The sequence below is a fragment of the Rouxiella badensis genome, assembly GCF_026967515.2.
GTDB lineage: Bacteria > Pseudomonadota > Gammaproteobacteria > Enterobacterales > Enterobacteriaceae > Rouxiella > Rouxiella badensis.
This window is the reverse complement of sequence record NZ_CP114062.1, coordinates 4,271,184-4,297,434: the sequence shown is the minus strand read 5'-3', so window position 1 is coordinate 4,297,434 and position 26,251 is coordinate 4,271,184. Positions and strand designations below refer to the sequence as shown.

The following is a 26,251-nucleotide window of genomic DNA, read 5'->3' as shown; positions in this document are numbered from 1 at the left end:
TGTTGCCCTGCTAGCCTTGGGTCATCACGCAGAGCGTTTTTGCCGTCGCTCGCCAAGGCGAGCCTTCCCTGACGTTTTGTTGTTCATTGTCAAAAGGCGCAACACACAGCCAGCGGCCCTCTGGTAATGCCATTTCAACGTCATTAAGTGATGAATTGACCACCAGCAACCAGCGGTCAGACAAACGTATTTGCAGGCACTGCTGCCCGCTTTGCTCCCAGCTTGTTGTTGTCATCGGCTGTCCGGCGCCGTCGAGCCACTGCACGTCTTCCGGCATTCCCTGCCACCAGCTGTTCTGCGTCAACGCAGGAATTTTTTTGCGTAAAGATATAAGCGCGCTTACGTACTCGGTGAGTCCCTTGTCCCCGTCCCGCCAGTTGAGCCAGGTCAAGGCATTGTTCTGACAATACGCGTTGTTGTTGCCCTGCTGGGAGTGACCGAACTCGTCCCCCGCCAGCAGCATCGGCGTCCCCTGCGATAAAAACAGCGTGGCGAGCAGCGCTCGCTGGCTGAGGCGGCGCTGCTTTGCGACCTCTTCCGACACCTCCAGCCCCTCCTGCCCGTGATTCTGGCTGTAGTTGTTGTCGTGTCCGTCGCGGTTGTCTTCGCCGTTGGCCTGATTGTGTTTGTCATTAAAGCTGACCAGATCGCGCAGATTGAACCCATCGTGCGCGGTAAGCATATTCACAGCGGCGGAAGGCAGTCGGCCATCGTGATCGAAAATATCGGCAGATGCGGCAAAACGGGTTGCAAAATCGCCTATCGGCAGCGTTCCATAGAGCCAGAATCTGCGAATGTCATCGCGCCAGTGGTCGCTCCATTCGGCGAAAGGCGCAGGAAAATTGCCAACCTGATAGCCATCCGGTCCGATGTCCCAAGGTTCGGCAATCAGCTTGCAGTGTCCTAGTACCGGATCGGCCTTGATGGCCTTAAACAGCGCCGAATCAGCGTGAAATTCGGGTGTACGACCCAGCATAGTGCCAAGATCGAAGCGAAAGCCGTCGACGTGAAAGCTCTCTACCCAGTAGCGCAGGCTTTCCAGCGTCCAGGCGACCACCTCGTCGTCGACCAGCCGCATAGCATTTCCGCAGCCGGTCAAATTGTTGTCACTGCCGTCGTCGTTCAACCAGTACCAGCTGCGGTTATCCAGGCCGCGTAGGGAAACCGTCGGCCCTTCGACGTCCAGCTCGGCGGTATGGTTGAACACGACGTCTATCAGCACCTCAATCCCGGCCTGATGCAGCGCCCTAATGGCGGTCTTGAACTCGTGAGCGGCACTGACGCCGTTTACGCCGCTGGCATAGCTAGGTTCAAGTGCACAGGGTGCCAGTACGTTGTAACCCCAGTAATTGCTCAGCCCCATGTGTTGCAGGCGAGGTTCATCGGCATGATGCTGCACCGGCAACAATTCCAGCGCGGTAATACCGAGACGCTTGAAATAATCCAGCATCACTGGATGCCCGAGCGCCGCGTAGGTCCCACGGAGAGCTTCAGGAATATCCGGATGAAGCTGCGTCAGGCCGCGAACGTGTGCCTCATAAATCACGGTTTCGCCCCACGGAACGGCCGGAGCGGCGTCATCCTGCCAGTCAAAATGATCGTGGGTGACCACCGATTTTGGCACCAGGTCGGCGCTGTCACGCGGGTCGGCAACCTTTACACCGCCGCACAACCGAGGGTCATCGCCAAGACCGCCCTCCAGCGCATGAGCGCTGGGATCGAGCAATAATTTCTGTGCGTTGAAACGCAGCCCCTTAGCCGGATCAAAGGGGCCATGGGCGCGAAAACCGTAGCGCAGACCCACCTGAGCGCCCGGCAAATAGCCGTGCCACAGATTGCCGGTGCGCGACGGCAACGGCAGGCGCGCTTCCGCCCCCTTCTCGTCAAACAGGCAAAGTTCAATCTTTTCAGCACCGGAGGAAAAAACGCAAAAATTGACGCCATCTCCATCGAAACTGGCACCAAACGGCGCTGGCTTACCGGGCTGAAGAGAGGCCATTAGACGTCCTCCCGCCGCAAATAAATGGTGGCCAGCGGTGGGATAACTACCGAGAGCGAGTGTTCGCGGTGATGGCTGGCATAAGGCTCGGTGTAGACGTGTCCCTGATTACCCACGTTGCTGCCGCGATAATAGTGAGAATCGGTGTTCATGATTTCGTGATAGCGGCCCGGACGACTGACACCAATGCGATAGCCATAGCGAGGAACCGGCGTAAAGTTACTGATAACAATCAGTTCGTTACCCTGCTCATCGCGGCGGGCGAAGGCGAAGATCGAGTTTTCGTAATCATCCACCACCAGCCACTCGAAGCCGCGTGGGTTGAAATCCAGCTCATACAGCGCCGACTGATCGCGATAACAGAAGTTAAGGTCGCGCACCAAATGCTGCACACCTTTGTGCCAGCCGTAAGGCTCTTCAAGCAGATGCCAGTCGAGACTGTAGTTAAAGTCCCACTCGCGTCCCTGAGCGAATTCGCAGCCCATAAACAGCAGCTTTTTACCCGGATGCGCCCACATAAAACCGTAATAGGCGCGCAGGTTAGCGAACTTCTGCCAGGCGTCACCCGGCATCTTGTCGAGCATCGAGCCCTTGCCGTGCACCACTTCATCGTGAGAGATAGGCAGGATAAAGTTTTCGCTGTAGGCATACAGCACGCCAAAGGTCAGCAGGTTGTGATGATATTTACGGTGCACCGGATCAAGCTGCATATAGCGCAGCGTGTCGTTCATCCAGCCCATGTTCCACTTGTAATGGAAACCCAGCCCGTTGGCCTCTGGCGGCATCGTCACGCCCGGATAGTCGGTAGACTCTTCGGCGAGCGTCACTGCGCCGCCCAGCTCACGACCGATGGTCTGGTTGGTATAGCGCAGGAACGAGATAGCCTCAAGGTTCTCGCGACCGCCGTAATAGTTCGGGATCCATTGCCCCTCTTTGCGACTGTAGTCGCGATAAATCATCGAGGCGACGGCATCAACGCGCAGTCCGTCGATGCCGTAACGTTCAATCCAGTAAAAACCGTTGCCCGACAGGAAGTTGCGTACCTCGTGGCGACCATAATTATAAATCAGGGTATTCCAGTCCTGATGGTAGCCTTCGCGCGGGTCGGCATATTCGTACAGCGCGGTGCCGTCAAACTGTGCCAAACCGTGGGAGTCGCTCGGGAAATGCCCCGGCACCCAATCGAGGATCACGTTCAGCCCGGCGTCGTGCACCGCGTCAATGAACGCCTTGAACTCTTCCGGCGAACCGTAGCGCCGCGTCGGCGCGTACATGCCGAGCGGCTGGTAACCCCAGCTGCCGTCAAACGGGTGCTCGTTAATCGGCATCAGTTCAATGTGGGTGAACCCCATCCATTTGACGTAGGACACCAGCTCTTGGGCCAGCTCACCGTAGCTCAGCCAATAGTTGTTGGCAGCATGACGACGCCAGGAGCCGAGGTGTACCTCATAGACGGAAATGGGCTGGTTGAATTGATTGGCCTTCCGGCGATCGTCAGAAAACGCCACCGGCGCAGGAAGTTGACGCACCACAGAGGCGGTTTCGGGGCGCATCTGCGCCTCAAAAGCGTAAGGGTCGGCGCGCAGGCTCAGGTTGCCGCGGCAGTCGATAATTTCAAATTTATAAAGCTGACCTTCGCGAACGGCGGGGATAAACAGTTCCCAAATACCGTTTTCACGGCGCAGACGCATCGGATGGCGACGTCCGTCCCAATAGTTGAAATCACCCACGACGGAAACGCGGGTCGCGTTCGGTGCCCAAACGGCAAACATCACACCTTCAACGCCGTCGAGCGTCAGCGGATGTGCGCCTAATTTTTCATAAGGCCGCAGGTGGGTGCCCTCAGCCAGCAGCCAGATATCCAGCTCCTCAAGCAAAGGACCAAAACGATAGGCGTCATCAATAACATAACGGTTGTCGCCCCAGCGCACCTCCAGCTGGTAGCTGAAAGATTTTTTCCGGCGGGGCATCAAGCCCACAAAGAATCCACGGTCGTCATAGCGCCGCAGTTCGGCAACGCGACTCTGCTTTTGGGTGTCGATAACCCAAACCTCGTCGGCATCCGGTAAAAGTGCACGCACTTCCAATCCCGCAGCGACCTCATGCATTCCTAAAAAGGAAAAAGGATCGGCGTAGCGACCGGAAAAGATTTGGTTAATGACGTGCTGGTCGGGAAGTACTGGCATGGTATTTCATCCTGTGATCAATTAATCAACAAATCCAAGAACAATCATTCTGTCGGCCCGATCGTTTTTTCCTTTAGCGTCGCGTTTTCATCCCTGAAAAGACCCATTTGCCAGATTTAACCCGAGAAAAATACTCCGCTCCTGACTCACTACTCTGCGCAGAACTAGCCGGCGAAGATTGGCTGTACTCACATTTTTAAAAAAAGCAGATAAATGCCCTACTAAATTTCCAAAATCTTCTCTACTAAGCATAGCTAAAGCTTTCTGAGAACAAGGCCTGAATTAAAAGAAATTTTTCGTAAAGATGAGAAGCGTGGGAATGGTCAAAAAACAGACTAAAAGGTGACGGTAAGACAATAAAAAAGGGATGCCAACGGGCATCCCTTAACGTTTTTTTGCTAAAGCAGATTACAGCAGGATACGCAGCATGCGGCGCAGCGGTTCAGCGGCGCCCCACAGCAGCTGGTCACCTACGGTAAAGGCCGACAGATACTCAGGCCCCATATTAAGCTTACGCAGACGACCCACCGGCGTGTTCAGCGTACCGGTTACCGCAGCGGGCGTCAGCTCACGCATCGACAGCTCGCGATCGTTCGGGATCACGCGAACCCAGTCGTTGTGCGTTGCCAGCATCTGTTCGATTTCTGGAATCGACACGTCTTTTTTCAGCTTCAGCGTAAACGCCTGGCTGTGACAGCGCAGCGCACCGATACGAACGCAGAGACCGTCGACAGGAATGACGTTGGAAGTACGCAGGATTTTGTTGGTCTCTGCCTGGCCTTTCCACTCTTCTTTGGTCTGGCCGTTGTCCAGCTGCTTGTCTATCCATGGGATCAGGCCACCGGCCAAAGGTACGCCGAAGTTGTCGGTTGGCAGCGTGCCGCTGCGGGTCAGATCGGTGACTTTACGCTCGATGTCGAGAATGGCCGAAGCCGGATTCTGCAACTCGTGCGCCACAGAATTGTGCAGCATGCCCATCTGGGTCAACAGTTCGCGCATGTGGCGAGCACCGCCGCCGGAAGCCGCCTGATAGGTGGCAACAGACGCCCATTCGACCAGGTCGTTGGCAAATAGACCGCCGAGCGACATCAGCATCAGGCTCACGGTACAGTTACCGCCAACGAAGGTTTTGACGCCTTTGTCGATGCCTTCATGGATCACGTTCTTGTTAACCGGATCCAGAATAATAATCGCGTCGTCCTTCATTCTTAAAGAAGAGGCGGCGTCGATCCAATATCCCTGCCAGCCGCTTTCACGCAGCTTTGGATAGATTTCATTGGTATAATCTCCGCCCTGACAGGTAATAATGATGTCGAGCGCGCTAAGTGCGTCGATATCAAAGGCGTCCTGCAGCGTACCCTGATGCCCACCGAAAACCGGTGATGGCTGGCCGTGCTGCGAGGTAGAGAAGAATACCGGGCGAATGGCGTCGAAATCACGTTCTTCTGTCATGCGTTGCATGAGCACAGAACCGACCATACCGCGCCAACCGATGAAACCTACATTTTTCATAATATCTGTCCTGCCGTGAGGGTGATTACTGCAAATATTGCGCGTTTGCACCGTTTTGGCACAATTCACCCGTCAAAAATGGATAAAAGTGCGATGTACTGCCCTATGAGCGCGCGAGCCTATACCTTACAAAATGTACGCTAAGTGGCAAGTGAATTTAATCGATACCAGGCGCTTTGTTAGCAGCGCTGCTTATATATAAATAAAACCTGAGGGATTTGCGGTTATGACTGAAATGATTTCGGCTACGGTTTTGTTGTTTCTGATTATGGATCCGCTGGGCAACCTGCCGATTTTCATGTCCGTGCTCAAGCATCTGGATCCCAAACGACGCCGCGTGGTGTTGATCCGAGAAATGTTGATCGCCTTGATCCTGATGCTAATTTTCCTTTACGCGGGCGAGAAGATCCTTTCGTTCCTGAATCTGCGTACCGAAACCGTCTCGATTTCCGGCGGTATTATCCTGTTCTTAATCGCTATCAAGATGATTTTCCCGTCGCATGAAAATAACAGCAGTGGGCTTCCCGCGGGCGAAGAGCCGTTTTTAGTGCCGCTGGCTATTCCGCTGGTTGCGGGCCCTTCCATTCTGGCAACGCTGATGCTGCTTTCACACCAGTATCCTAACCAGATTGGCCACCTCACGCTGGCGCTGTTCATCGCCTGGGGTATCTCGATGGGTATCCTGCTGCTGTCCAACCTGTTCCTGCGCCTGTTGGGCGACAGAGGGGTCAGCGCGCTTGAACGCCTGATGGGATTAGTGCTGGTCATGCTCTCGACGCAGATGTTCCTGGACGGCGTGCGGGCCTATTTGAAGATTTAGAACGGTGCTCCGCAGGGAGCACCGTACATTAGGCTAAATAAAATACCGACTTAAGCTCCTGACTCACCGGGCTGTTGTCCGCATTCGACGGCATCAGCTCGCACATCGACTGCCACCAACGTTGACACACCTCGGTGCTGGCCACCGCGTCCCACCGCGCCTGCGACTCAATTTCCACCACCGCGAACAGCAAATTACGTTCCGCGTCCAAAAAAATACTGTAATGGTGGGCGCCATGCGCCTTGAGCGTCTGCTCCAGTTCAGGCCAAATCGGCGAGTGTCGGCGCTGATATTCGGCGTGAGCGTCAGGATATACCTGCATCACGAAGGCTTTACGCAACATTGCGTTTGTCCAGATGCAATGCCTCCTGCCACGGATTAACGCCGAAACGCTTGCCAAGGGCGATGAGCTCCTGCGTGGTAATCGTCTGCTTCATGCCGCCCATCGAGATAACCTTCACCAGCACTTCCGAAGATTTTTCGGCAGTGTCGATCAATCCAAAGGTCTCGTCCAGCGTCGGGCCTGCGCCGAAAATACCGTGGAACGGCCACAGCACAATGCTGTGCGACTTCATCTGCTCGGCGGTCTTCTCGCCAATGCCGTCGGTGCCAGGCACCATCCACGGCACAATCCCCACGCCGTCCGGGAACACGACCAGACACTCGGTGCTGCCTTCCCAAAGCTGGCGCGTAAAGCTCGCCGCGTCCAGCTCCAGCACGTAGCTCAGCGCCATAAAGTTCGTCGCGTGACAGTGCATGATCACGCGGTCGGTGCCGTTGGTCAGCTGTTTACGCACGCTGTGCGACTGGAAATGCGACGCCAGCTCGGAGGTTGGCACACCGCCGTTCACCAGTCCCCAATGGATTTTATAAGACTTGCCGTCTTCGCTGACCTGAAGCAGCACCAGGCTGTCTGCGGGGTCAAGCTGCACATTGCGGAAAAATTTTCCGGAGCCGGTCACCAGGAACCAGCAGTTAGCCAACAGTGGCGCGGGTTGGCTTAGCTCGATATGGCGCGGTGCGGCCACAAAATCGGACTTGAATGGCGCGACCTCGTCCTCCAGCAGGCGCAGGCTGATGTTGCCGCCGTTGCGCTCGTCCCAGCCCTTCAGCCACATGTCGCTAGTTGCCTTCACCATTCCCTGCACAAACCAAGAGGAAAGAATGCTTTGCATGATAAATCCTTAACGTTGACTGAGTATTTGTTGTTCATAACGGCGCACGTCGGTAATCCAACCGGCATCGGCGGGCACGTCATTGCGCAGGCAGTAGGTTTCCCACACTGCCTGCCACGGCAGCGATTTCTGCTCCTCGAGCAGCGCCAGACGCAGCGTATAGTCGCCCTCATTTTCGGCCTTGCGCAGCTGATCGAGTGGCTCCAGCAGGGCACGCAGCAGCGCTTTCTTGGCGTTGCGGGTGCCGATAACCCAGGCGGCGATACGGTTGATGGAGGCGTCGAAGAAGTCGAGGCCGATGTGGACTTTGTCGAAGAGATCGTTGCGCACGATTTCGTTGGCGATGGCCTGCGTTTCATCGTCGAGAATGACCACGTGGTCACTGTCCCAGCGCACAGGGCGGCTTACGTGCAGCAGCAGGCGCGGCACGTACAGCATGGCGGTCGAAATTTTGTCGGAAATCACTTCGGTCGGATGGAAGTGACCGGCATCCAGCGTCAGTGCGGTTTGGCGACTGGTGGCATAGCCGAGGAAAAATTCGTTGGATCCCACGGTATAGCTCTCTGCGCCAATGCCGAACAGCTTGCTCTCGACCGCGTCAATGTGGTGCTGCGGATTCAGCTTCTCGCTGATGATTTCATCCAGTGCGGTCATCAGACGCTGGCGCGGCCCGAAGCGGTCGACGGTCAGGTCTTTCATGCCATCTGGCACCCAAATATTCATCACCGACGGTGTGCCAAGCTGCTCGCCGAATGACGCAGACACCTTGCGGCTTGCCTGACAGTGTTCAATCCAGAACTGGCGAGTCTCAGAATTGGCGCTAGAGAGCGTAAAGCCGTCGGCGCTCAGTGGATGCGAGAAGCAGGTTGGGTTGAAGTCCAGGCCAAGGCGATTCTTTTTGGCCCAGTCGACCCAGTTGCTGAAATGCTTGGGTTCAATCTCGTTACGCTCGACCGGGCTGTCGCTTTCAAGATAAATCGCGTGCAGATTCAGGCGTTTTGGACCCGGGATCAGCGAGAGGGCTTTATCCAAGTCGGCGCGCAGCTCCACGGCAGTGGTCGCACGGCCCGGGTAGTTGCCGGTTGCCTGAATACCGCCGGTCAACGCGCCCTGAGGGTTTTCAAAGCCGCGCACATCATCGCCCTGCCAGCAGTGCATGGAGACAGGCAGTTGATCGAGTTTGGCCAGTGCGGCCTCAACGTCTACGCCCACGGCGGCAAAACGCTGTTTCGCAAGGTCAAACGCCTGATCGATAAGCTTGGTCATAAGCAAAATTCCTTATTAGGTAGGCTCAGCGCCTGAAAACGTGGCCAGCTGGCCGCGATTGCGCTATTGGAATGAGGTTCAATGCGATGTAACGGGAAATGTTCTGCCACCCGCTGGCGAAACGCGCCGACGTCTTTGATGTCACCCAGCGCAATCAGCTGACAGCCGATGTTGCCGAGCGTCGACGCCTCAATCGGTCCGGCAATGACCGGCACATTGCAGGCATTGGCGCACAGCTGGTTGAGGAAATGGTTCTGACAGCCCCCCCCGACAATATGTAGCTGCGTGAAGGGTTTACCGCGCACGTTGCCCAGTTCTTCGAGCACCTGGCGGTACAGCAGCGCCAGGCTGTCGAAAATACAGCGCGCAAGTTCGGCGGGGCTGTGTGGCTGCGGCATGGCGTTTTCGACGCAGGCGTCCTGAATCTCACGCACCATGCTGGCTGGGTTGATAAAACGATCGTCGTTGGGATTGATAAGCCACCGGCAGGCGGTCTGACGCGCCGCATCGTCAATCAGCGCGCACAGGTCATCGATGTGCAGCTCCTCGCAGACGCGCTGTAGCAGCCAAAGCCCCATAATATTTTTCAGCACCCGATAACGCCCTTCAACGCCGCCTTCGTTAGTGATATTGGCCTCCAACGCGGCGCGGCTGTTGTAGGGCGTCTGACTTTCGAAGCCCATAAGCGACCAGGTGCCCGAGCTGAGATAGGCGGCATCGGCGTGGGCAAGCGGCGTACCCAGCACGGCGCTGGCAGTGTCGTGCGTTGCGACGGCGATAACCGGAACACCCTTGCCGCGCGGGCTTTTCCATTCGCCTACTGTGTGGCCGGGCTGGGAAGGACGGCCAAACCACGCGGCCTTGGCGCCTGCCCAGTGCAGCAGCTTGCTGTCCCACTCGCCGCTCTCGATATTTAGCATCTGCGTCGTGGTCGCGTTGGTGTATTCCCAGCACAGCGCGCCGGTGAGGCGATAGTGCAGATAATCGGGGATTTGCAGCACGTGAGCGATGCGCTCGATTAGCTCCGGCTGGGCCTGCGTCAGCGCCCGCATTTGGTAAAGGCTGTTAAACGGCAGGAACTGAATGCCGGTCTGTTTATAAATCGCCTCGCAGGTCAGCTCACGCTGCGCCTTCGCCATCACACCGTGAGTGCGCTTATCGCGATAAGAGACAGCGGGTGCCAGACGTTGGCCGTCGGCATCCAGCAGCACAAAATCGACGCCCCAGGTATCAATGCCGAGGCTGTCCAACGCAATACCTTCATCGTCCAGCTGCTGTAAACCGGCGCTAATGGCCTGCTCCAGCGCGTCAACATCCCAGCATTCATGTTCATCGATTTGCACCAGATGATTGGAGAAACGGCTGACTTCCCGCAGGGTCAGCGTGCCCTGTTGGAGGTCGGAAAGGGCCAGCATAATGCGGCCGCTGGAAGCACCGAGGTCGATAGCGACAATATGACGAATGGTCATTGGATTTCAGTCCCTGCTGATTCAATGCCTACAGTCTAAAATCACTGAAATTCGCCGCCTTTTCGTTACTGCCAGCGCCAAACGCTTGCTGGCAATTGCGCAAAGATGAGCTTGAACCAGCTCACACTTTTTTCTTTTGCCGTTTGTCCTGCAAGCTGTGACCGCCGCCGCATTTCTGAATCAATTTTGGGTCATTCTTAAAAAATCCGTCCCCCAAAAGGATTTCGCGGTCAAAAATTCAAGGTAAAGTTGTGGCGGGATTACTACCATCGGTTAAGAATTTATTAATGAGGTGTTAAAAATGACCGTGTTACACAGCGTTGATTTTTTCCCCGCCGGTGGTTTCTCCATTGCCGTTGAGCCCCGCGCGCCGCAGGGCGCCTTTCCCGAGCATCATCATGATTTTCATGAAATCGTTCTGGTAGAACAAGGCAGCGGTATTCACGTGCTCAACGGCCAGCCACAGACGCTGTGCGGAGGCTGCGTGTGCTTTATTCGCGATCACGACCGTCATCTGTATGAACAAACCGACAATCTGCATCTGACTAACGTGCTCTATCGTGGCCCCGACGCATTCCGTTTTCTCTCCGGCCTGCGCGATCTGCTGCCACAGGAAAAAGACGGCAACTATGCTGCCCTCTGGCGCATCAATAACAAGGTAATGGCGCAGGCCAAAGCGCTGATTGATCAACTGCCGCGCAGCGCGACGCAGTTTTCACTCGAGCAGCAGGCCGAGCAGGAGCTACGCTTTATGCAGCTGCTGGTGCTGCTACGCCAGGGCCGCAACACGCAGGAGGACAACGGTCAGGAGAGCCGACTGCGCCACCTGCTAGACTGGCTAAACGAACACTACAGCGAGGAGATTGACTGGGACGAACTGGCAAACCAATTCTCGCTGTCGCTGCGTACGCTGCATCGTCAGCTAAAGCAGCAAACCGGCAGCACGCCACAGCGCTACCTGAATCGCCTCAGACTCCTACAGTCAAGACACCTGCTGCGCCATAGCGACATGCGCGTCACCGATATCGCATTTCACTGCGGTTTCGGCGACAGTAACCACTTTTCGACGCTTTTTAAGCGCGAATTTGGTTATGCCCCGCGCAACGTTCGCCAGCATATGAATTAACTCAGAGGCCCTATGACACTTCGCCTGCCCAAAGCCGACTATCTCCCCTCAGACCTGATGCCGGTGGCGGTCGCCGATCGGGCGCCTCAGCCCTCGTTTCCCGCGCACACGCACGAGTTTTGCGAGATTGTGATTGTCTGGCGCGGTAACGGGCTGCATGTGCTCAACGACAGGCCATGGCTGGTCACGTGCGGGGATATTTTTTATATTCGCGACACCGACTGTCACAGCTACGATGCGGTTAACTGTCTGGTACTCGACAATATTATTTACTGCCCAGAACGTTTCAAACTCGGGCTGGACTGGTCAGAAATGTTGCCGCGTGATGAGGAGGACAGCCCGACCCATTGGCGACTGACGACGCGCGGTATGGCGCTGGCGAGAGGGGTGATTTTGCAGCTGGTGCAGGAAAGCAGAAAGACCGACGTGCTGTCGTTGCAGTTAACCGAGGCGCTTTTTTTACAGCTGGCGCTGGTGCTGCGACGCCATCGTTACGCCGCTGACAGGGCCTACGCCCTGCCGGAGGGAGAACAGCTGGATCTGCTGATGTCGGCGATTCAGGTCGACGTAGGCACCCCTTTTTGCCTGACGACATTTTGTCATCAACATCAACTGGCCGAACGCGGATTGAAGCAGCTTTTTCGTCAGCAAACCGGCATGAGCATTGGACACTATCTTCGTCAGCTTCAGCTGTGTCAGGCGAAACATCTGCTTCGCAGCAGCGATCGCCTGATTGGTGAGGTCGCCGCCCGCTGCGGCTTTGACGACAGTAATTATTTCTCGGTGGTGTTTACGCGTGAGACCGGCATGACCCCCAGCGCCTGGCGTCAGCAGTTTAGGACGCCATTCCAAGACCGACAATATTCGCTGCCATCACGATAACCAAACAGCCAATGCTCAGCACGCCGACCGGACGCTGACCCACATTTTTCCACTCTTTCATGATAAGTCCGACCAACCCGCCGCACAGCACGTAGAAGCTCATGTGCAACATCCAGCTGATGAAATCGTACTGCGCAGGAATTTGTGCGTGGCCCCAGGCGTAGAAGAAGAACTGCAGATACCACATGGTGCCACCGAGCAGGGCAAACAGCACGTTTGCCACCAGCAGCGGTTTCGCAACCGAGAAGTCCGCTTTCACCGACAGCTCTTTCTTGGTCGCCAGACGGATGAAACAGTAGGCCAGATTGACGATGGCACCGCCGCCCATAATCACCACATAGCTTGGCAACGCGACGTACAGCGGATTAATGCCCAACGCCGCGGCGGCCTCATGCATCGGTTTTGCCGCGTCCATCGCAAAAGACATGCCGGCAGAGAAAATCCCGCACATCACCGCCAGCAGCAGGCCTTTCTTCAGGTTAAATTCCTGCGCCGTGACGCCCATCGCCCGCTCTTTCAACAAACCGGCACGAGAGACAATCGCGACACCTACCACGGCGACCAGCACGCCGAGCAGCGTCAGTCGTCCCCCCTCAGAGCTGAACAGTTCGACGAAGCGGCCTTGCAGCAGCGGGGTCATCAGCGTACCGACCACCAGCGTGACGCCGATGGCGATACCAATTCCCATCGACATGCCGAGATAGCGCATGGTCAAACCGTAATTAATGTTACCGACGCCCCACATTGCCCCGAACAGAAACACCGGCAACAGCGTAGAGAAACTAAACGAGCCGTAGTAGCTCCAGAAGTTCGGCAGCAGAATGGCACTGACGACCCACGGCAGGATAAGCCATGACATCACACCACCGACCGACCACATGGTTTCCCACGACCAGTGACGCACTTTCTTAAATGGGGCATAGAAACAAGCCGCACTGGTGGCGCCGATAAAGTGCCACATGATGCCTAACAGGATTGCGTTATTCATTTTTATTAATTCCTTCGTAGAGTTGAGGCGAACAGGAAATAAGCGGCTTCCTGCATACGAAGGAGTCTAAGGAGTTGTCACCGCAAACAACCTCTGTATGGTTGCCCACCCAGCGGTTTTTCTGGCTAAATCGAGGAGATTTCACCGACCGCGATCACAAATTTCTTTTCTGCCCTTAATCGGCCCTTTTTGCCTAAATCACCCACCAACCCTGCTATCACTGGCTTAATTGCAAATTTGCCGGGTGGATCCGGCCAGTACGCTCATTTTTGCCAACCTGCCCGTTTCTGTGGCAATGGCGAAAAGGTGATGCCGGGAAAACTGCGTCACGCTTGAATAATGAAACAATTTTAACCCACTTAATTAACAAATAAGTTTCATTAACAAACTTATGTGACACATCACTCGATCCCAGCGATAACGGAGAATCTGCAAATGACCATTGTTCAACAACGCATGTATATCGACGGACAGTTTGTTGAAAACCAAAGTGATAAATGGATAGACGTCATCAACCCGGCGACCGAGCAGGTTATCTCGCAGGTTCCTGAAGGCACCACGGCCGATGCCAAACGCGCCATCGATGCGGCGCAGGCCGCGCAGGACGGTTGGGAGGCTCTACCAGCGGTTGAACGCGGGGTTTGGCTGCATAAAATTGCCGCTGGCATTCGTAAGCGCGAAGCCGAGCTGACCAACACCATTATCGCGGAGGGCGGCAAGACGCGCGGGCTAGCGCAGACCGAGGTGCTGTTTACCGCCGACTATCTCGACTACGTGGCAGAATGGGCGCGTCGCTATGAGGGCGAAATCGTGCAGAGCGATCGTCCGAATGAAAATATTCTGGTGTTCAAAAAGGCTATCGGCGTCACCACGGGTATTCTGCCGTGGAACTTCCCATTCTTCCTGATTGCACGCAAGGCGGCACCCGCACTTTTGACCGGCAATACCATCGTCATCAAGCCCAGTGAACTGACGCCGAATAACGCGATTATCTTCGCCGAAATCGTTGACGAGATTGGCCTGCCGAAAGGCGTCTTCAATCTGGTGACGGGCTATGGTCCCGTGGTCGGGCATGAGCTGGCCGCCAACCCAAAAGTCGGCATGGTCAGCCTGACCGGCAGCGTCAACGCCGGTATTCAGACCATGATTGCCGCCGCACAGAACGTGACCAAAGTTTCGCTAGAACTCGGCGGCAAGGCTCCGGCCATCGTGATGAACGACGCCGACCTGGATTTGGCGGTCAAGGCCATCGTCAGCTCACGCGTGATCAATACTGGGCAAGTCTGTAACTGCGCAGAACGTCTTTACGTGCAGGAAGGCGTTTATGACGAATTCATGACCCGACTGAGCAAGGCGTTTGAGCAAGTCAAATTTGGCGATACCGCGGATAACAGCGACCTCGATATGGGCCCACTGATCAGCGCCGATGCCTTGAAACGCGTGGAAGAAAAGGTCGCAGCCGCGGTGCAACAGGGCGCGAAAGTGCTGCTTGGCGGTAAGCGCGCGGGCGACAAGGGTTTCTTCTTCCAGCCGACCATCCTCACCAACGTCACTCAGAAGATGGACATCATGCAGCACGAGATTTTTGGCCCGGTACTGCCGGTCACCACCTTCAAGACGCTGGACGAGGTTATCGCGTTGGCCAACGACAGCGAATATGGCCTGACCTCGGCGATTTATACCCAGAACATCAACACCGCGATGACCGCGCTGAAGAAACTCAAGTTTGGTGAAACCTACGTGAACCGCGAGAACTTCGAGGCGATGCAGGGCTTCCATGCGGGCTGGCGCAAGTCGGGGATCGGTGGAGCGGATGGACGTCACGGGCTGGAGGAATATCTGCAAACCCACGTCGCTTATCTGCAGTATCAAGGGTAACGGACTGACAGCGGGGGCGTTTTCAGAACCTTGAGTGATTGCGAAATAACGTCGTCAGACCCTATGATGACGACGGCGGACAGATTTTCCGCATCAGGCGCGAAGGCATTGCGCCACCCATGATTGATAGCAAACCACAAGGAATCAGCAATGAAGACCCCCGCTCTGCTTGCCGCGCTAGTGGCGCTGACGCTTACCGGATGTGCAGCCACGCACCCTGCGCCTCAGGCTCCCTTCCCGCCGAAGGCGGTAGAGGCGCCGACCCCGCAGCCAGCGCCGCCGATTGTCTGCAAAACCGGTAACCTGATGACTCAGACCACACTGTACTTCGGGCTGAGCCGCCACAACGCTGCGCCGGTAAGCGCCGCCCAGTGGCAGTCCTTCGTGGATAAAGACGTGACACCGCGCTTTAAAGACGGCCTGAGTGTGTTTGACGCGAAAGGGCAATGGCTGAGAAGTGAAGGCGTTGTCATCAAGGAAAACAGCAAGGCGTTGATGCTGATTCATGCTGCCGACCCGCAGGAGCAGAAAAAAATCAGCGAGATACGCGATATCTATAAACAACGCTTCAAGCAGGACTCGGTTATGCAGGTCGATAACCCGGCGTGCGTGGATTTTTGATAAAAAAACCCGGCAACAGGCCGGGTTCTTTTTTTAAAATCTGGAAGCTTAAAGCACCAGACCGGCGAATGCCGCAGAAAGCAGACTGACCAGGGTTGAGCCATACACCAGCTTCAGCGCGTAACGCGATACCACGTTGCCCTGATTTTCGTTCAGGCCTTTAATCGCTCCGGCCACGATGCCGATAGACGCAAAGTTGGCGAACGAGACCAGGAACACCGACAGAATGCCCAATCCACGCGGCGAAAGCTCCACCGCAATCTTCTTCAGGTCAATCATCGCCACAAACTCGTTAGTCACCAGCTTGGTCGCCATGATGCTGGCAGATTTCAGCGCATCAGGCCCCGGAATGCCAATCAACCACGCAAACGGGTAGAACACGTAACCCAGAATCTGCTGGAAGCTGATCCCAAAGATAGCGGTAAACAGCGCATTCACGGCCGCAATGATGGCGATAAAACCAATCAGCATCGCCATGATAATCACCGCGACCTTGAAGCCAGCCAGAATATACTCGCCCAGCATTTCAAAGAAGCTCTGGTCTTCATGCAGCTTGTCGAGCTTGATTTCCGGCTCGTCACCCGGCGGTGTCGGGTTAATAATCGACAGGATAATAAAGGTGCTGAACATGTTCAGAATCAGCGCCGCGACCACGTACTTTGGCTCAATCATCGTCATATAGGCACCGACGATAGACAAAGACACGGTCGACATCGCCGCAGCCGCCATCGAGTAAAGTCGACGCGGGGAGATATCCGCCAGCACCCCTTTATAGGCGATAAAGTTTTCCGATTGGCCGAGGATAAGCGTGCTAACCGCGTTGAAAGACTCTAACTTTCCCATGCCGTTCACTTTCGACAGCAAAGTCCCGACAATACGGATCAGCAGCGGCAAAATGCGCAAGTGCTGCATAATGCCGATTAACGCTGAAATAAAGATAATCGGACACAGCACACCGAGGAAGATGAAAGCCAGACCCGCCTTGCTCATTCCGCCAAAGACAAAGTCTGAACCCTGGGCCGCATAGGTCAGCAGGTTTTCAAAGAATCCTGAAACGGCAGTCACTATCGCCAGACCACTGCTGGCATGCAGGAAGAACCACGCCAGCAAGGCTTCAATCACCACCAGCTGGAGGATCACGCGCGGGCGAATTTTCTTGCGATCGTTACTGAAAATGAACGCCATAAAGAAGATGACTACGAGAGCCAGTATAAAGTGCAACACTGAGGGCATGGGGGAGTGTCCGGCAGCAAAAATTATTTGGCCGGTATTGAGCCACAATTTTGGGCGGCTTTCACTCTTCTTGAGTATTTATTTACGCAATCAGGCGAGCAGGTTCCTGCCACCGTGCGGCGCAGGAACCTGATGAGTCGAGAAACGTGGCAGAATATATTAGACGATGTGAGACAACGCCAGGCAACCGACCAAACCACAGACAGAAATAATGGTTTCCAGAACGGACCAAGATTTCATGGTCTCGCCAATGGTCAGATTGAAATACTCTTTAAACAGCCAGAAACCCGGGTCGTTGACGTGAGAGAAAATCACACTGCCTGAACCGACGGCGATAACCATCAGCTCCGGGCTGGCACCGGTGGTCGCGATAAGCGGTGCCGCGATACCGCCGGCGGTGATGGCAGCCACAGTCGCCGAACCCAGCGCGATACGCAACACGGCCGCGATAGTCCAGGCCAGCAGGATTGGAGAAAGCGTGCTGCCCTGCATGAGAGCGGCGATATATTTATCAACGCCGCTGTCTACCAGTACCTGTTTGAACGCGCCGCCACCGCCGATGATCAACAGCATCATGGCGATAATCTTGATTGAGTCGGTGATGGTCCCCATCACTTCATCCATTTTACGTCCACGGTTCAGACCAAAGGTGAAGATAGCAATCAGCACGGCGATAAGCGTCGCCATCACCGGGTCACCAAAGAACTCGGCGTAGGAGAGAATCGGGTGGCCTTTCGGCACAATCATTTCGGTAATGGCGCGGAAGGCCATCAGGATAACCGGCACCAGAGAGGTCGCAACGCTCACGCCGAAACCAGGCATCTCTTCTTCGGTAAAGGTTTTCGGGTTGAACAGGCCCTGAGGAACCGGCTTATCAATGCCTTTCAGGAAACGCGCATAGACCGGACCGGCCAGAATCACGGTCGGCACGCCTAGAACCGCGCCATACAGCAGCGTCTTGCCCATGTCAGCATGGAAAATGGTCGCGATAGCGGTTGGGCCCGGATGCGGAGGCAGGAAGCCGTGCGTCACGGACAGCGCAGCCGCCATCGGTACGCCAACGTAAAGCAGGGGTAAACGCGCAGAGGCCGCAACGGAGAACACCAACGGCAGCATCAGCACAAAGCCCACTTCGTAGAACAGCGCGAAGCCGACGATGAAACCGGTCACCACCAGCGCCCACTGAATATATTTCACACCAAACTTATCGATAAGCGTGGTGGCAATACGCTGTGCACCGCCGCAGTCAGCCAGCAGTTTTCCCAGCATTGCGCCAAAGCCCATGATTAACGCCAGGCTGCCGAGCGTGCCGCCCACGCCATTTTTAATCGAGGTAATGACTTTGTCTACTGGCATTCCCTGCATCACGCCGACAGCCAGCGCGACGAGAATCAATGCGATAAAACCGTTTAGTTTGAATCGGATCATAAGCAACAGCAGTATGGCAACGCCAACTGCAACAATGACTAATGGCATAACTTTCCCCTTCCGCCTTTTCCTGTTTGCTAAACCTTATAGAACCTCTGTGACAGGCTGGTTTATGCAGCGCAGATAAAAGTGCACGAGTGATATTTTTTTGTAAGTTTGCGAATTCAGCTCAGGCCTGTTTTTGCAGGTAGCGCTAAAATTGATAATGGTTCCTTTGTGATATTAGTCACACCTCCATTTGTTACCGGTATCATGATACCGGTAACATGCTAATATAAGGAATCACCCGCTCGGGTAAATTCTAAATATGGGACGGAGATCAAACTTATGGCAGGGCAAAGCATCATTTTGATGGGTGTGTCTGGCAGCGGTAAAACAACCGTAGGCGCAGCCGTAGCAAGAGCGATTAATGCAAAATTCATTGACGGTGACGATCTTCACCCCCGCGCCAATATTCAGAAAATGGCCAGCGGACAGCCGCTAAACGATGACGATCGCGCCCCGTGGCTCGAACGCTTGAGCGATGCGGCTTACAGCCTAAAGCACAAGAACGAAACCGGCATCATCGTCTGTTCGGCGCTGAAACGTCGCTATCGCGATGCGCTGCGTAAAGGCAACGACGGCATGATTTTCCTGTATCTGAAGGGCAGCGAAGAGGTCATTTTGCAGCGTCTTAAAGCGCGTGCCGGTCACTTCTTCTCGCCGGATATGCTGAAAAGCCAGTTCGCGGCCCTCGAAGAACCGGGCGAAGATGAAACGGACGTCGTACGCGTGAACATTGATCATCAGATTGAAGGTGTGGTGAAACGCTGCGTAACGGCCCTGGAAAACGCCAAGGTGAAGGTAGAAGCCTGACCTCCCCTGCCGCGTGAAGCGTTGACCTTCTGGTCTGTTCGTCCCCGCAGTGCGGCAGTTTAAATACTGCCGCCCGCCGAGATGGTGAAACCGACGTCAACCATCGTCGGAACAACCTCTTCGCCACGCAGCCGCGCGAGCAGACGCTCAGCGGTGATTTGCCCCATGCGCTCACGTGGTGTCAGCACGCTGGCCAGCTTCGGCTCCATCGCCTGACCCATGTTGTGCCCGTGGAAACCGGCGATCGCCATCTGTGATGGAATGTGCAGCCCCTGCCGCTGGCATTCGAAAAAGGCACCCGCCGCAAGGTCATCGTTGGTGCAGAAAATACTGTCTATCTGCGGATAATCAAGCTGCGCCTGACGAAGCAGTTCGGCACCGGCCGTGTAGCTTGATGAACGACTGGTCATCACACTGTAAGGCTGAAGCCCGGACTCACGCATTGCCTGCTCGTATCCCCGCTGCTTGATTAAGGTTCGCTCATCCTGACGCGCACCGAAATACACCACGTGACGATGGCCGTGGGCAATAATCTGCTGGGTCATCTGGCGTGCCGCTTCAAAGTTGTTAAACCCCACGGCTAAATCGACGCACGGCGAAATGCAGTCCATCATCTCGACCACCGGAATACCCGCCACCTCAATCATCTTCAGCGTGCGCGGCGAGTGATTGCGCTCAGAGAGGATGAGTCCGTCAATGTTATAGGAAAGCAATGAGGTCAGGCGTTGTTCTTCGCGTTCGGCGCTGTAGCCGTAGTGGGCAAGCATCGTCTGATAGCCATGAATATCGGTCACGCTTTCAATACCGCGCAGGACTTCGGCAAAGACCTGGTTGGTCAGGGACGGCAGCAGCACGCCAATGGCACGGCTTTTGGCGTTGGAAAGAATGTCAGGGGCACGGTTCGGGATGTAGCCCAATTCGTCCAGCGCAGCGGCGATTTTCTCTTGCAGCAGCAGAGAAACCTGTTCGGGGTTGCGCAAATAACGGCTGACCGTCATTTTGGTGACACCAACCCTGTCGGCGACGTCCTGAAGCACTGGCCTTTTTTTCTTCATTTTCAACGAACTGGCAGTAAGGGAACAAGCGTGAATTTTAGCAAAAAATGGCGGGATTTGGCACAAAAACAGCAATCCCTTCCCACACGTAGGTGAAGGAAGGGACCGATTTAGACCGGCGGCAGGTCAAACAGCAGGATTTCACTGTCTGCGTCGGCGTGTAGGCTTAACGCGGTTTCGTCCCAGATGGCTAATGCATCGCTGGTTTTCACCGCCTGACCGTTCACCGCCAGACTGCCCTTCACTACCTGAATCCAGATACGACGATCTGCCGCTATGGCGTACTCGCCGTCTTCACCCTGCTTGAAGGCCCAGCGGGAAAGCTCCATGTCCTGGAAGACTTTCAGCGAGCCGTCGCGCGCGTCCGGTGACAGCACCAGCTGGCGACCCTGCGGCGCGTCAAACATGCGCTGCTCGTAGCGCGGCTCCAGGCCTTTGGTATCGGGAATAATCCAGATCTGATAAAGGTGCAACGGACGATCGGCGTTGCCGTTGTATTCAGAATGCTTCACGCCGGTCCCGGCGCTCATAATCTGAAACTCACCCGCCTGAATCTGCTCTTTATTTCCCATGCTGTCTTTATGCTCGACCGTGCCGGACAGAACATAGGTCAGGATTTCCATATCTTTATGCGGATGGGTACCAAAACCCTGTCCCGCATCGATCACGTCTTCATTGATAACCCGCAGCGCGGAGAAGCCCATAAAATTGGGATCGTAATAATCAGCGAAAGAGAATGTGTGCCAGCTATCCAGCCAGCCGTGCGTCGCGTGGCCGCGATCCTGAGCTTTACGTAAGTAGATCATAGTCAACTCTCCTCAATGTTTTCTCTAGTCTAGCTACTGGCTCACAATAAGAAAGCGTAAAAACTTAACCCCTCTACTCAAAAAAATTGAATAAGTTTAGGGCGATAAAAACAAAGGATTTGTTGGAAACCGGCGAGAGAGGAACAGGAGGCAAAAAAAAAGCCAGCACCCGGCTGGCTAAGAAATACTGGAAGCAATGTGAGCAATGTCGTGCCTCCCAGGGACCCGTTTGGCTATGGTGAATAGCCATCCCCGGAACGCATGGCAATAATAATCATTATCATTCGCACTTGTAAAGCTTTTTTTTTCATCAATTTTTAAATTGACTATAAAATATAGGCAGATAAATTAAGAGGTTATTATTCAAGCCATGCAGGGAGCCATTATGAGTCAGATTGAAATTCGTCATGTAGAACCTGAAGATTCTCTTCAGCTTCATCAGCTTTTTTGCCATGAAGAGGTGTATAGCGACACACTCCAGCTCCCGCATCCGGCCACAAGCCTATGGCAAAAACGCACGACGGAAGAACGACCTGGCACTTATCGACTGGTGGCCTGCTTTGGCGAGCGCGTGATCGGGCAAATCACCCTGCACGTTGAACAGTCAATGCGTCGCCGCCACGTCGCCGGTTTCGGTATGGCCGTACATCCCGAATTTCAGGGGCAAGGCGTGGGCAGTCACCTGCTGGCGGCAGTCCTGGATCTCTGCGACAACTGGCTGAACATTACGCGCGTCGAGTTGACGGTGTTTGTCGATAATCCATCCGCCATTGCGCTATACAAGAAGTTTGGTTTCGGGGTGGAGGGCACCTCACCCGCCTTTGCGATGCGCAACGGCAAGCTGGTTGATGCCCATCACATGGGAAGAGTCAAAGCCTGATAATGCCCGTTCCGCCGCCTCGGCGGGAAGGGCAAAATTTACTCTGTGACCCACGATTTTTCTTTTTTCACCCGTCTCAGCACCAGCGCCGCACTCAGGCAAACCGCAAAGGCCGACGCCAGATAGATAGAGGACACGCCCGCGTGAGTCATTAATATTCCCGCCAGCGGGCCGGTTATCCCCAGCGACAAATCCATAAATGCCGTGTAGGTCGCCAGCGCACTGCCCTGATTCTGCTGCGGTAATCGCTTGACCGCCACCACGCCCAACGCTGGAAATACCAGCGAGAACCCAGCCCCTGTCAGCATCGCACCCAATAGCGCCATCAAAGGCGCGGCGGCGCACCACACCAACAACAGCCCCAGCGTTTCAAAGCAGAAGCAGACCATTGCCACGCGCTGGCCACCAAAACGGTTGATGCTGTTTGGAAACAGCAAACGCATGCCGACAAACGCGGTGCTGAACAACGTCAGGGCAAATGCGCCGCCGCTCCAGCCTTTGGCGGCATAGAACAGCGTAATAAAGGTCGCTATTACGCCAAACCCCGTCGAGGCCAATCCGAGTACCAGGCCATAAGGCAGAACTTTTCCCAGAACCTGACGGAAAGGGATAACCGTGCTTGTCCCCTTGGCAACGTCGGGCTTGGTCATCGCCAGCAGCAGTGCGGCCAGCGCAATACCGATAATGCACAGTGAGAGCGACGCAAGACCGCCGAGATGCACAATCCATACCCCAAGCGGCGCGCCAATGGCCATCGCACCATAGGTGACGACTCCGCTCCAGGAAATCACCTTGCCAATATGCAGGGAGCCGACGCGGCCGATTCCCCACAGCGTTGAACCGGTTCCGGCAAAACTTTGCCCGACGCCGAGCACCAGACGGCCCACACAGAGCAGTGCCAGGCTTATTGCCGGTGAAGCGCCGAATGCAACGGCACCCAGGTAGAATACCCCGCTGAGCAGGCAGCCGAAGAGGCCAATCAGTACCACCTTTTTTGGCCCGAGCACATCGGCATAGCGGCCAGCATGGGGTCGACTGATCAGGGTGGCGAAGTATTGCATACTGATAGCCACCCCAGCCCAAAAGGCGCTAAAGCCCAGACTGTCGTGAACGTAACCCGGTAGAACGGCCAACGGCAGACCAATCGTCAAATAGTTGGCGAAGTTGAAGATCATGATGGCCAGAATCTGCACATTAATATTAACCGGCCGTGACGGTTTTGATGCGTGAGGCGACATTAAAATTAAGAGTCTCAATAGGCTACAAGAAAATTTGGCAGTCATATAACTGACAAAACCCTAATAGGGACTTTATTAGTTATGAATTATTTAAGCAATCACTCACAGGTAACGAAATTTTCACTATAAATATCAATACATTATGCAAAAAACTCTCTTAACGGTCTTCAATCCTTTAAATACTGAAAATTTCTGATAAGAGATCACTTTCTTTTACCTCCGCCTATTCCCCCTATTAAATTTAAATCATGATTTTTTAAATTTAATGTTTTGATTATTTTATTATCAGCGCTGAATTAATATCATTTAAATAACCAGACCTTATTATTTCATTCATTTAAACAATCAAAGTTATATTATTGAGCGACATCACAAAGAAACCATTTAGTTCAAAAAATGATTTTTTATCGTTCAATTTTATCGGTACCGTAAGGAACCTTTTGGGAAATAAGTAAAAGACAACTCAAATTCAATATATATTAAAATAAGGATGATAATATAATGATGCGTAAATCATTGGCAGTGCTCATTTCCGCGCTCGTTGCCAGCTCCTCAGTAAATGCCGCAGAAATTTATAACAAAGATTCAAATAAATTAGATTTATACGGGAAAGTGGTTGGCCTGAACTATATTTCAAGTAATTCAAATGAGCATGGCGATAAAACCTATGCTCGCTTTGGATTCAAGGGAACCACGGAGATAAGCCAGCAGCTGAGCGGATACGGTCAGTGGGAATACAATATTAAAACCAACACGCCTGAAGAAAGCTCAGCAGCCAATGCAGCGACCCGCCTCGCCTTTGCCGGCCTAAAATTCGCCGACTTCGGCAGCTTCGACTACGGTCGCAACTTCGGCGTACTTTATGACGTTGAGGCCTGGACCGACCTTAACCCGGAATTTGGTGGCGATACCTGGTCAAGAACCGACAACTTTATGTCCGGCAGATCCAATAGCCTTGCTACGCTGCGCACCAAAGACCTCTTTGGCAGCGTTAATAACCTGAATTTCGCCTTGCAGTACCAAGGTAAAAATGAAGTGGCCAACAAGCCGCTAACCTCTAACGGCGAAGGTTGGGGCATGTCTTCGTCTTACGAGCTCGGTAATGGGGTAAGTTTGGCAGCGGCTTTTGCACAGTCTAACCGCACTGAAGCGCAAAAAGCAGATAACAACGGCAACAGCGCTGAGGCCTGGACCGCAGGCATTAAATATAACGCCAATCAGCTTTATCTTGCCGCCATGTATGCTGAAAGCAAAAACATGACGCCTTATGGCAAAACAAGCGTTGCACCAAAAACCAAAAATATTGAATTAGTCGCGCAATACCTGTTTGTCGGTGGCGCAGCAGACGGCCTGCGTCCTTCGATTTCATATTTGCAATCGACCGGTCAGGGTGTGCAGACAACACTGGCAGCGGATGAGGCCAGCAGCGTTCAAACGGGTAACCATGCGCTAGTAAAATATATTGAAGTAGGCACCTCCTACAACTTCAATAAAAACATGTACACCTACGTTGATTATAAAATTAACATGCTGAATAAAGACGAGTTTACGACCCGCAATGGTATCAATACCGATAACGTATTGGGCCTGGGTCTGGTTTATCAATTCTAAATAATAACAAGAGCGTTAATGCGTTGATTCAGTTCTTTATACCGAATCTCATTCACTCCGGATTCGGTATTTTTTTGACAAAAAAATAGTCGATTTCAAAGAAAGCGACTATTTTGAATACGATTATTCTGACATCTCACTAAGTCGGGTCTTTAATGAAGACTCCATTTTTTTGAATTCTAACGCGTACTCGTAAAAAATTTCACCGGCCTGTGTCAGGCTAAAAGGGCGGGTTCTTACCAACAGCTTTTCGCCCATTGTCTTTTCAAGTGAACTCACGCGGATGGACAGCGCGGAAGTGGTGATGTTCAAAATCTTGGCCGCTTTATCAAAATTCCCATTATCAATGATAGCCAAAAACCCGTTGATACTCTTAGGTTCTAAAAACATGTTAACTCCTTGTTAGCCTTTTAGGATTGAGATCATTTACAATGACTCTACCTAGTTTAATTGTTTGCAATACGACATAGAGGGATCATATAAAGACATGTTATATCGATAATTCACGGAAAATAATTCTGATCACAGTAAATCACTGATCTCTTGGTATTAACTCAACAACACGATAACAATATTTTTATCACTCTCCTTCAGAAGGTGAAGAAATTGCCACAACCCATCGTAAAACAATACCAAAATTCGCTTAAAATTCTTAAAACGAATAGGCTACATAACTTAGTTATTCTCTTATAATTAATTAAAACCCTCATAAGAGGTAAGATCTATCACATTGTAATATAAGAGAATAATAATTTTAATCACTCTTAATATTAACAAAAAGCAGGATTTACGGCGTCAAAAAATCCTGAGCAAGAAAACTCACTCAGGATTTAAATGATGAACGGGAAATAGTTAGCAAGCTATTTTCTCTATCTTTTCACGCAGGCTGTTTTCGAGATCTCGCAGTTGAACCGCGTGGCGGTAGAAGATATTTCCAGTCTCGGTGAGGACGAACGGTCGTTTGCGTATCAGCAGCTTTCCGCCAATTATTCGCTCTAGCGTACTGACTCTGATTGAGAGTGCGGAAGTGGTAATGCCCAGTTTCTTCGCCGCTTTTTCGAAATTACCGTTCTCGACAATGGCAAGGAAACCTTTAACGCCTTTTGGCTCCATAATCATAAATAATCCTTTTACTCGTCATTCCTTGGGGTAAAATCCTATAAGAATTACGAAATTATATAGATCAGCAATCATTGATGGATAAATATAATAGGTCAACGTTC

23 protein-coding genes are annotated in these 26,251 nt (G+C 53.5%); 8 read left to right on the top strand and 15 right to left on the bottom strand.

Annotated features, from left to right (window positions below):
* Window positions 1-10: 10 nt before the first annotated feature.
* The 3 genes from glgX to asd form a co-directional block, all read right to left on the bottom strand.
* On the bottom strand, window positions 11-1,999 hold the full coding sequence (gene glgX, locus O1V65_RS19775; protein WP_017493062.1) for a glycogen debranching protein GlgX: 1,989 nt from the start codon (window positions 1,997-1,999) through the stop codon (window positions 11-13).
* Window positions 1,999-4,185: a 1,4-alpha-glucan branching enzyme gene (gene glgB / locus O1V65_RS19770; RefSeq protein ID WP_017493061.1), complete on the bottom strand. Its 2,187-nt coding sequence runs from the start codon at window positions 4,183-4,185 to the stop codon at window positions 1,999-2,001. The genes glgX and glgB overlap by 1 nt, the downstream gene beginning before the upstream one ends.
* Window positions 4,186-4,593: 408 nt before the next feature.
* Window positions 4,594-5,697: an aspartate-semialdehyde dehydrogenase gene (gene asd, locus O1V65_RS19765; protein ID WP_269129963.1), complete on the bottom strand. Its 1,104-nt coding sequence runs from the start codon at window positions 5,695-5,697 to the stop codon at window positions 4,594-4,596.
* A 226-nt stretch (window positions 5,698-5,923) separates the two neighbouring features.
* Between asd and O1V65_RS19760 the strand changes: the two genes are divergently transcribed.
* Complete coding sequence (locus O1V65_RS19760; RefSeq protein ID WP_084912576.1) at window positions 5,924-6,517, top strand: YhgN family NAAT transporter; 594 nt, start codon at window positions 5,924-5,926, stop codon at window positions 6,515-6,517.
* A 28-nt stretch (window positions 6,518-6,545) separates the two neighbouring features.
* Here O1V65_RS19760 and rhaM read toward each other — a convergent pair whose 3' ends face one another.
* From rhaM to rhaB, 4 genes are read right to left on the bottom strand one after another with little or no spacing between them, the layout of a single operon-like run.
* Window positions 6,546-6,860 (bottom strand): L-rhamnose mutarotase, encoded by a 315-nt coding sequence (rhaM, locus tag O1V65_RS19755; protein ID WP_017494399.1) that lies wholly within the window; start codon window positions 6,858-6,860, stop codon window positions 6,546-6,548.
* Window positions 6,850-7,692, bottom strand: coding sequence for a rhamnulose-1-phosphate aldolase (gene rhaD / locus O1V65_RS19750; RefSeq protein WP_017494400.1), 843 nt, complete (start codon window positions 7,690-7,692; stop codon window positions 6,850-6,852). The genes rhaM and rhaD overlap by 11 nt, the downstream gene beginning before the upstream one ends.
* A gap of 9 nt (window positions 7,693-7,701) precedes the next feature.
* Window positions 7,702-8,958, bottom strand: a complete 1,257-nt coding sequence (locus O1V65_RS19745; protein ID WP_017494401.1) for an L-rhamnose isomerase — start codon at window positions 8,956-8,958, stop codon at window positions 7,702-7,704.
* Window positions 8,955-10,412, bottom strand: coding sequence for a rhamnulokinase (rhaB, locus tag O1V65_RS19740; RefSeq protein ID WP_420066656.1), 1,458 nt, complete (start codon window positions 10,410-10,412; stop codon window positions 8,955-8,957). The genes O1V65_RS19745 and rhaB overlap by 4 nt, the downstream gene beginning before the upstream one ends.
* A gap of 316 nt (window positions 10,413-10,728) precedes the next feature.
* On the opposite strand from rhaB, the gene rhaS reads away from it, so the two are divergent.
* The gene (gene rhaS, locus O1V65_RS19735; RefSeq protein WP_017493773.1) at window positions 10,729-11,553 is read left to right on the top strand and encodes an HTH-type transcriptional activator RhaS; all 825 of its coding nucleotides are present in this window, start codon (window positions 10,729-10,731) and stop codon (window positions 11,551-11,553) included.
* 12 nt (window positions 11,554-11,565) lie between these two features.
* A complete protein-coding gene (rhaR, locus tag O1V65_RS19730) occupies window positions 11,566-12,435 on the top strand; it encodes an HTH-type transcriptional activator RhaR (protein WP_165429923.1) in 870 nt (289 codons plus the stop codon).
* Here rhaR and rhaT read toward each other — a convergent pair.
* The gene (gene rhaT / locus O1V65_RS19725; protein WP_084912572.1) at window positions 12,389-13,423 is read right to left on the bottom strand and encodes an L-rhamnose/proton symporter RhaT; all 1,035 of its coding nucleotides are present in this window, start codon (window positions 13,421-13,423) and stop codon (window positions 12,389-12,391) included. The two genes, rhaR and rhaT, sit on opposite strands and share 47 nt — an antisense overlap.
* A 435-nt stretch (window positions 13,424-13,858) precedes the next feature.
* Here rhaT and aldA point away from each other — a divergent pair, with 435 nt between their 5' ends.
* Together aldA and O1V65_RS19715 are read left to right on the top strand one after the other, a co-directional pair.
* Window positions 13,859-15,301 (top strand): aldehyde dehydrogenase, encoded by a 1,443-nt coding sequence (aldA, locus tag O1V65_RS19720; protein WP_084912571.1) that lies wholly within the window; start codon window positions 13,859-13,861, stop codon window positions 15,299-15,301.
* 150 nt (window positions 15,302-15,451) lie between these two features.
* Complete coding sequence (locus O1V65_RS19715; protein WP_017493777.1) at window positions 15,452-15,922, top strand: DUF3574 domain-containing protein; 471 nt, start codon at window positions 15,452-15,454, stop codon at window positions 15,920-15,922.
* A 48-nt stretch (window positions 15,923-15,970) separates the two neighbouring features.
* Here O1V65_RS19715 and O1V65_RS19710 read toward each other — a convergent pair whose 3' ends face one another.
* Together O1V65_RS19710 and gntT are read right to left on the bottom strand one after the other, a co-directional pair.
* Entirely contained in the window at window positions 15,971-17,155 is a 1,185-nt protein-coding gene (locus tag O1V65_RS19710) for a NupC/NupG family nucleoside CNT transporter (RefSeq protein WP_017493778.1), read from the bottom strand.
* Between the two features lie 159 nt (window positions 17,156-17,314).
* Complete coding sequence (gntT, locus tag O1V65_RS19705; protein ID WP_269129961.1) at window positions 17,315-18,631, bottom strand: gluconate transporter; 1,317 nt, start codon at window positions 18,629-18,631, stop codon at window positions 17,315-17,317.
* A 279-nt stretch (window positions 18,632-18,910) separates the two neighbouring features.
* Here gntT and O1V65_RS19700 point away from each other — a divergent pair, with 279 nt between their 5' ends.
* Window positions 18,911-19,438, top strand: coding sequence for a gluconokinase (locus O1V65_RS19700; RefSeq protein ID WP_017493780.1), 528 nt, complete (start codon window positions 18,911-18,913; stop codon window positions 19,436-19,438).
* 59 nt (window positions 19,439-19,497) lie between these two features.
* Here O1V65_RS19700 and gntR read toward each other — a convergent pair whose 3' ends face one another.
* Window positions 19,498-20,493, bottom strand: a complete 996-nt coding sequence (gntR, locus tag O1V65_RS19695; protein ID WP_026110784.1) for a gluconate operon transcriptional repressor GntR — start codon at window positions 20,491-20,493, stop codon at window positions 19,498-19,500.
* A 110-nt stretch (window positions 20,494-20,603) separates the two neighbouring features.
* The gene (locus O1V65_RS19690) at window positions 20,604-21,299 is read right to left on the bottom strand and encodes a pirin family protein (protein WP_017493782.1); all 696 of its coding nucleotides are present in this window, start codon (window positions 21,297-21,299) and stop codon (window positions 20,604-20,606) included.
* Between the two features lie 385 nt (window positions 21,300-21,684).
* On the opposite strand from O1V65_RS19690, the gene O1V65_RS19685 reads away from it, so the two are divergent.
* Window positions 21,685-22,179, top strand: coding sequence for a GNAT family N-acetyltransferase (locus O1V65_RS19685; protein ID WP_269129960.1), 495 nt, complete (start codon window positions 21,685-21,687; stop codon window positions 22,177-22,179).
* A gap of 38 nt (window positions 22,180-22,217) precedes the next feature.
* On the opposite strand, the gene O1V65_RS19680 is transcribed toward O1V65_RS19685, so the two are convergent.
* The gene (locus O1V65_RS19680) at window positions 22,218-23,417 is read right to left on the bottom strand and encodes an MFS transporter (RefSeq protein ID WP_017493784.1); all 1,200 of its coding nucleotides are present in this window, start codon (window positions 23,415-23,417) and stop codon (window positions 22,218-22,220) included.
* A gap of 498 nt (window positions 23,418-23,915) precedes the next feature.
* Here O1V65_RS19680 and O1V65_RS19675 point away from each other — a divergent pair, with 498 nt between their 5' ends.
* The gene (locus O1V65_RS19675; protein WP_273637444.1) at window positions 23,916-25,028 is read left to right on the top strand and encodes a porin; all 1,113 of its coding nucleotides are present in this window, start codon (window positions 23,916-23,918) and stop codon (window positions 25,026-25,028) included.
* A gap of 123 nt (window positions 25,029-25,151) precedes the next feature.
* On the opposite strand, the gene O1V65_RS19670 is transcribed toward O1V65_RS19675, so the two are convergent.
* A complete protein-coding gene (locus tag O1V65_RS19670) occupies window positions 25,152-25,418 on the bottom strand; it encodes a LysR family transcriptional regulator (protein WP_165429920.1) in 267 nt (88 codons plus the stop codon).
* A gap of 462 nt (window positions 25,419-25,880) precedes the next feature.
* Entirely contained in the window at window positions 25,881-26,147 is a 267-nt protein-coding gene (locus O1V65_RS19665; RefSeq protein ID WP_165429919.1) for a LysR family transcriptional regulator, read from the bottom strand.
* Window positions 26,148-26,251 lie beyond the last annotated feature (104 nt).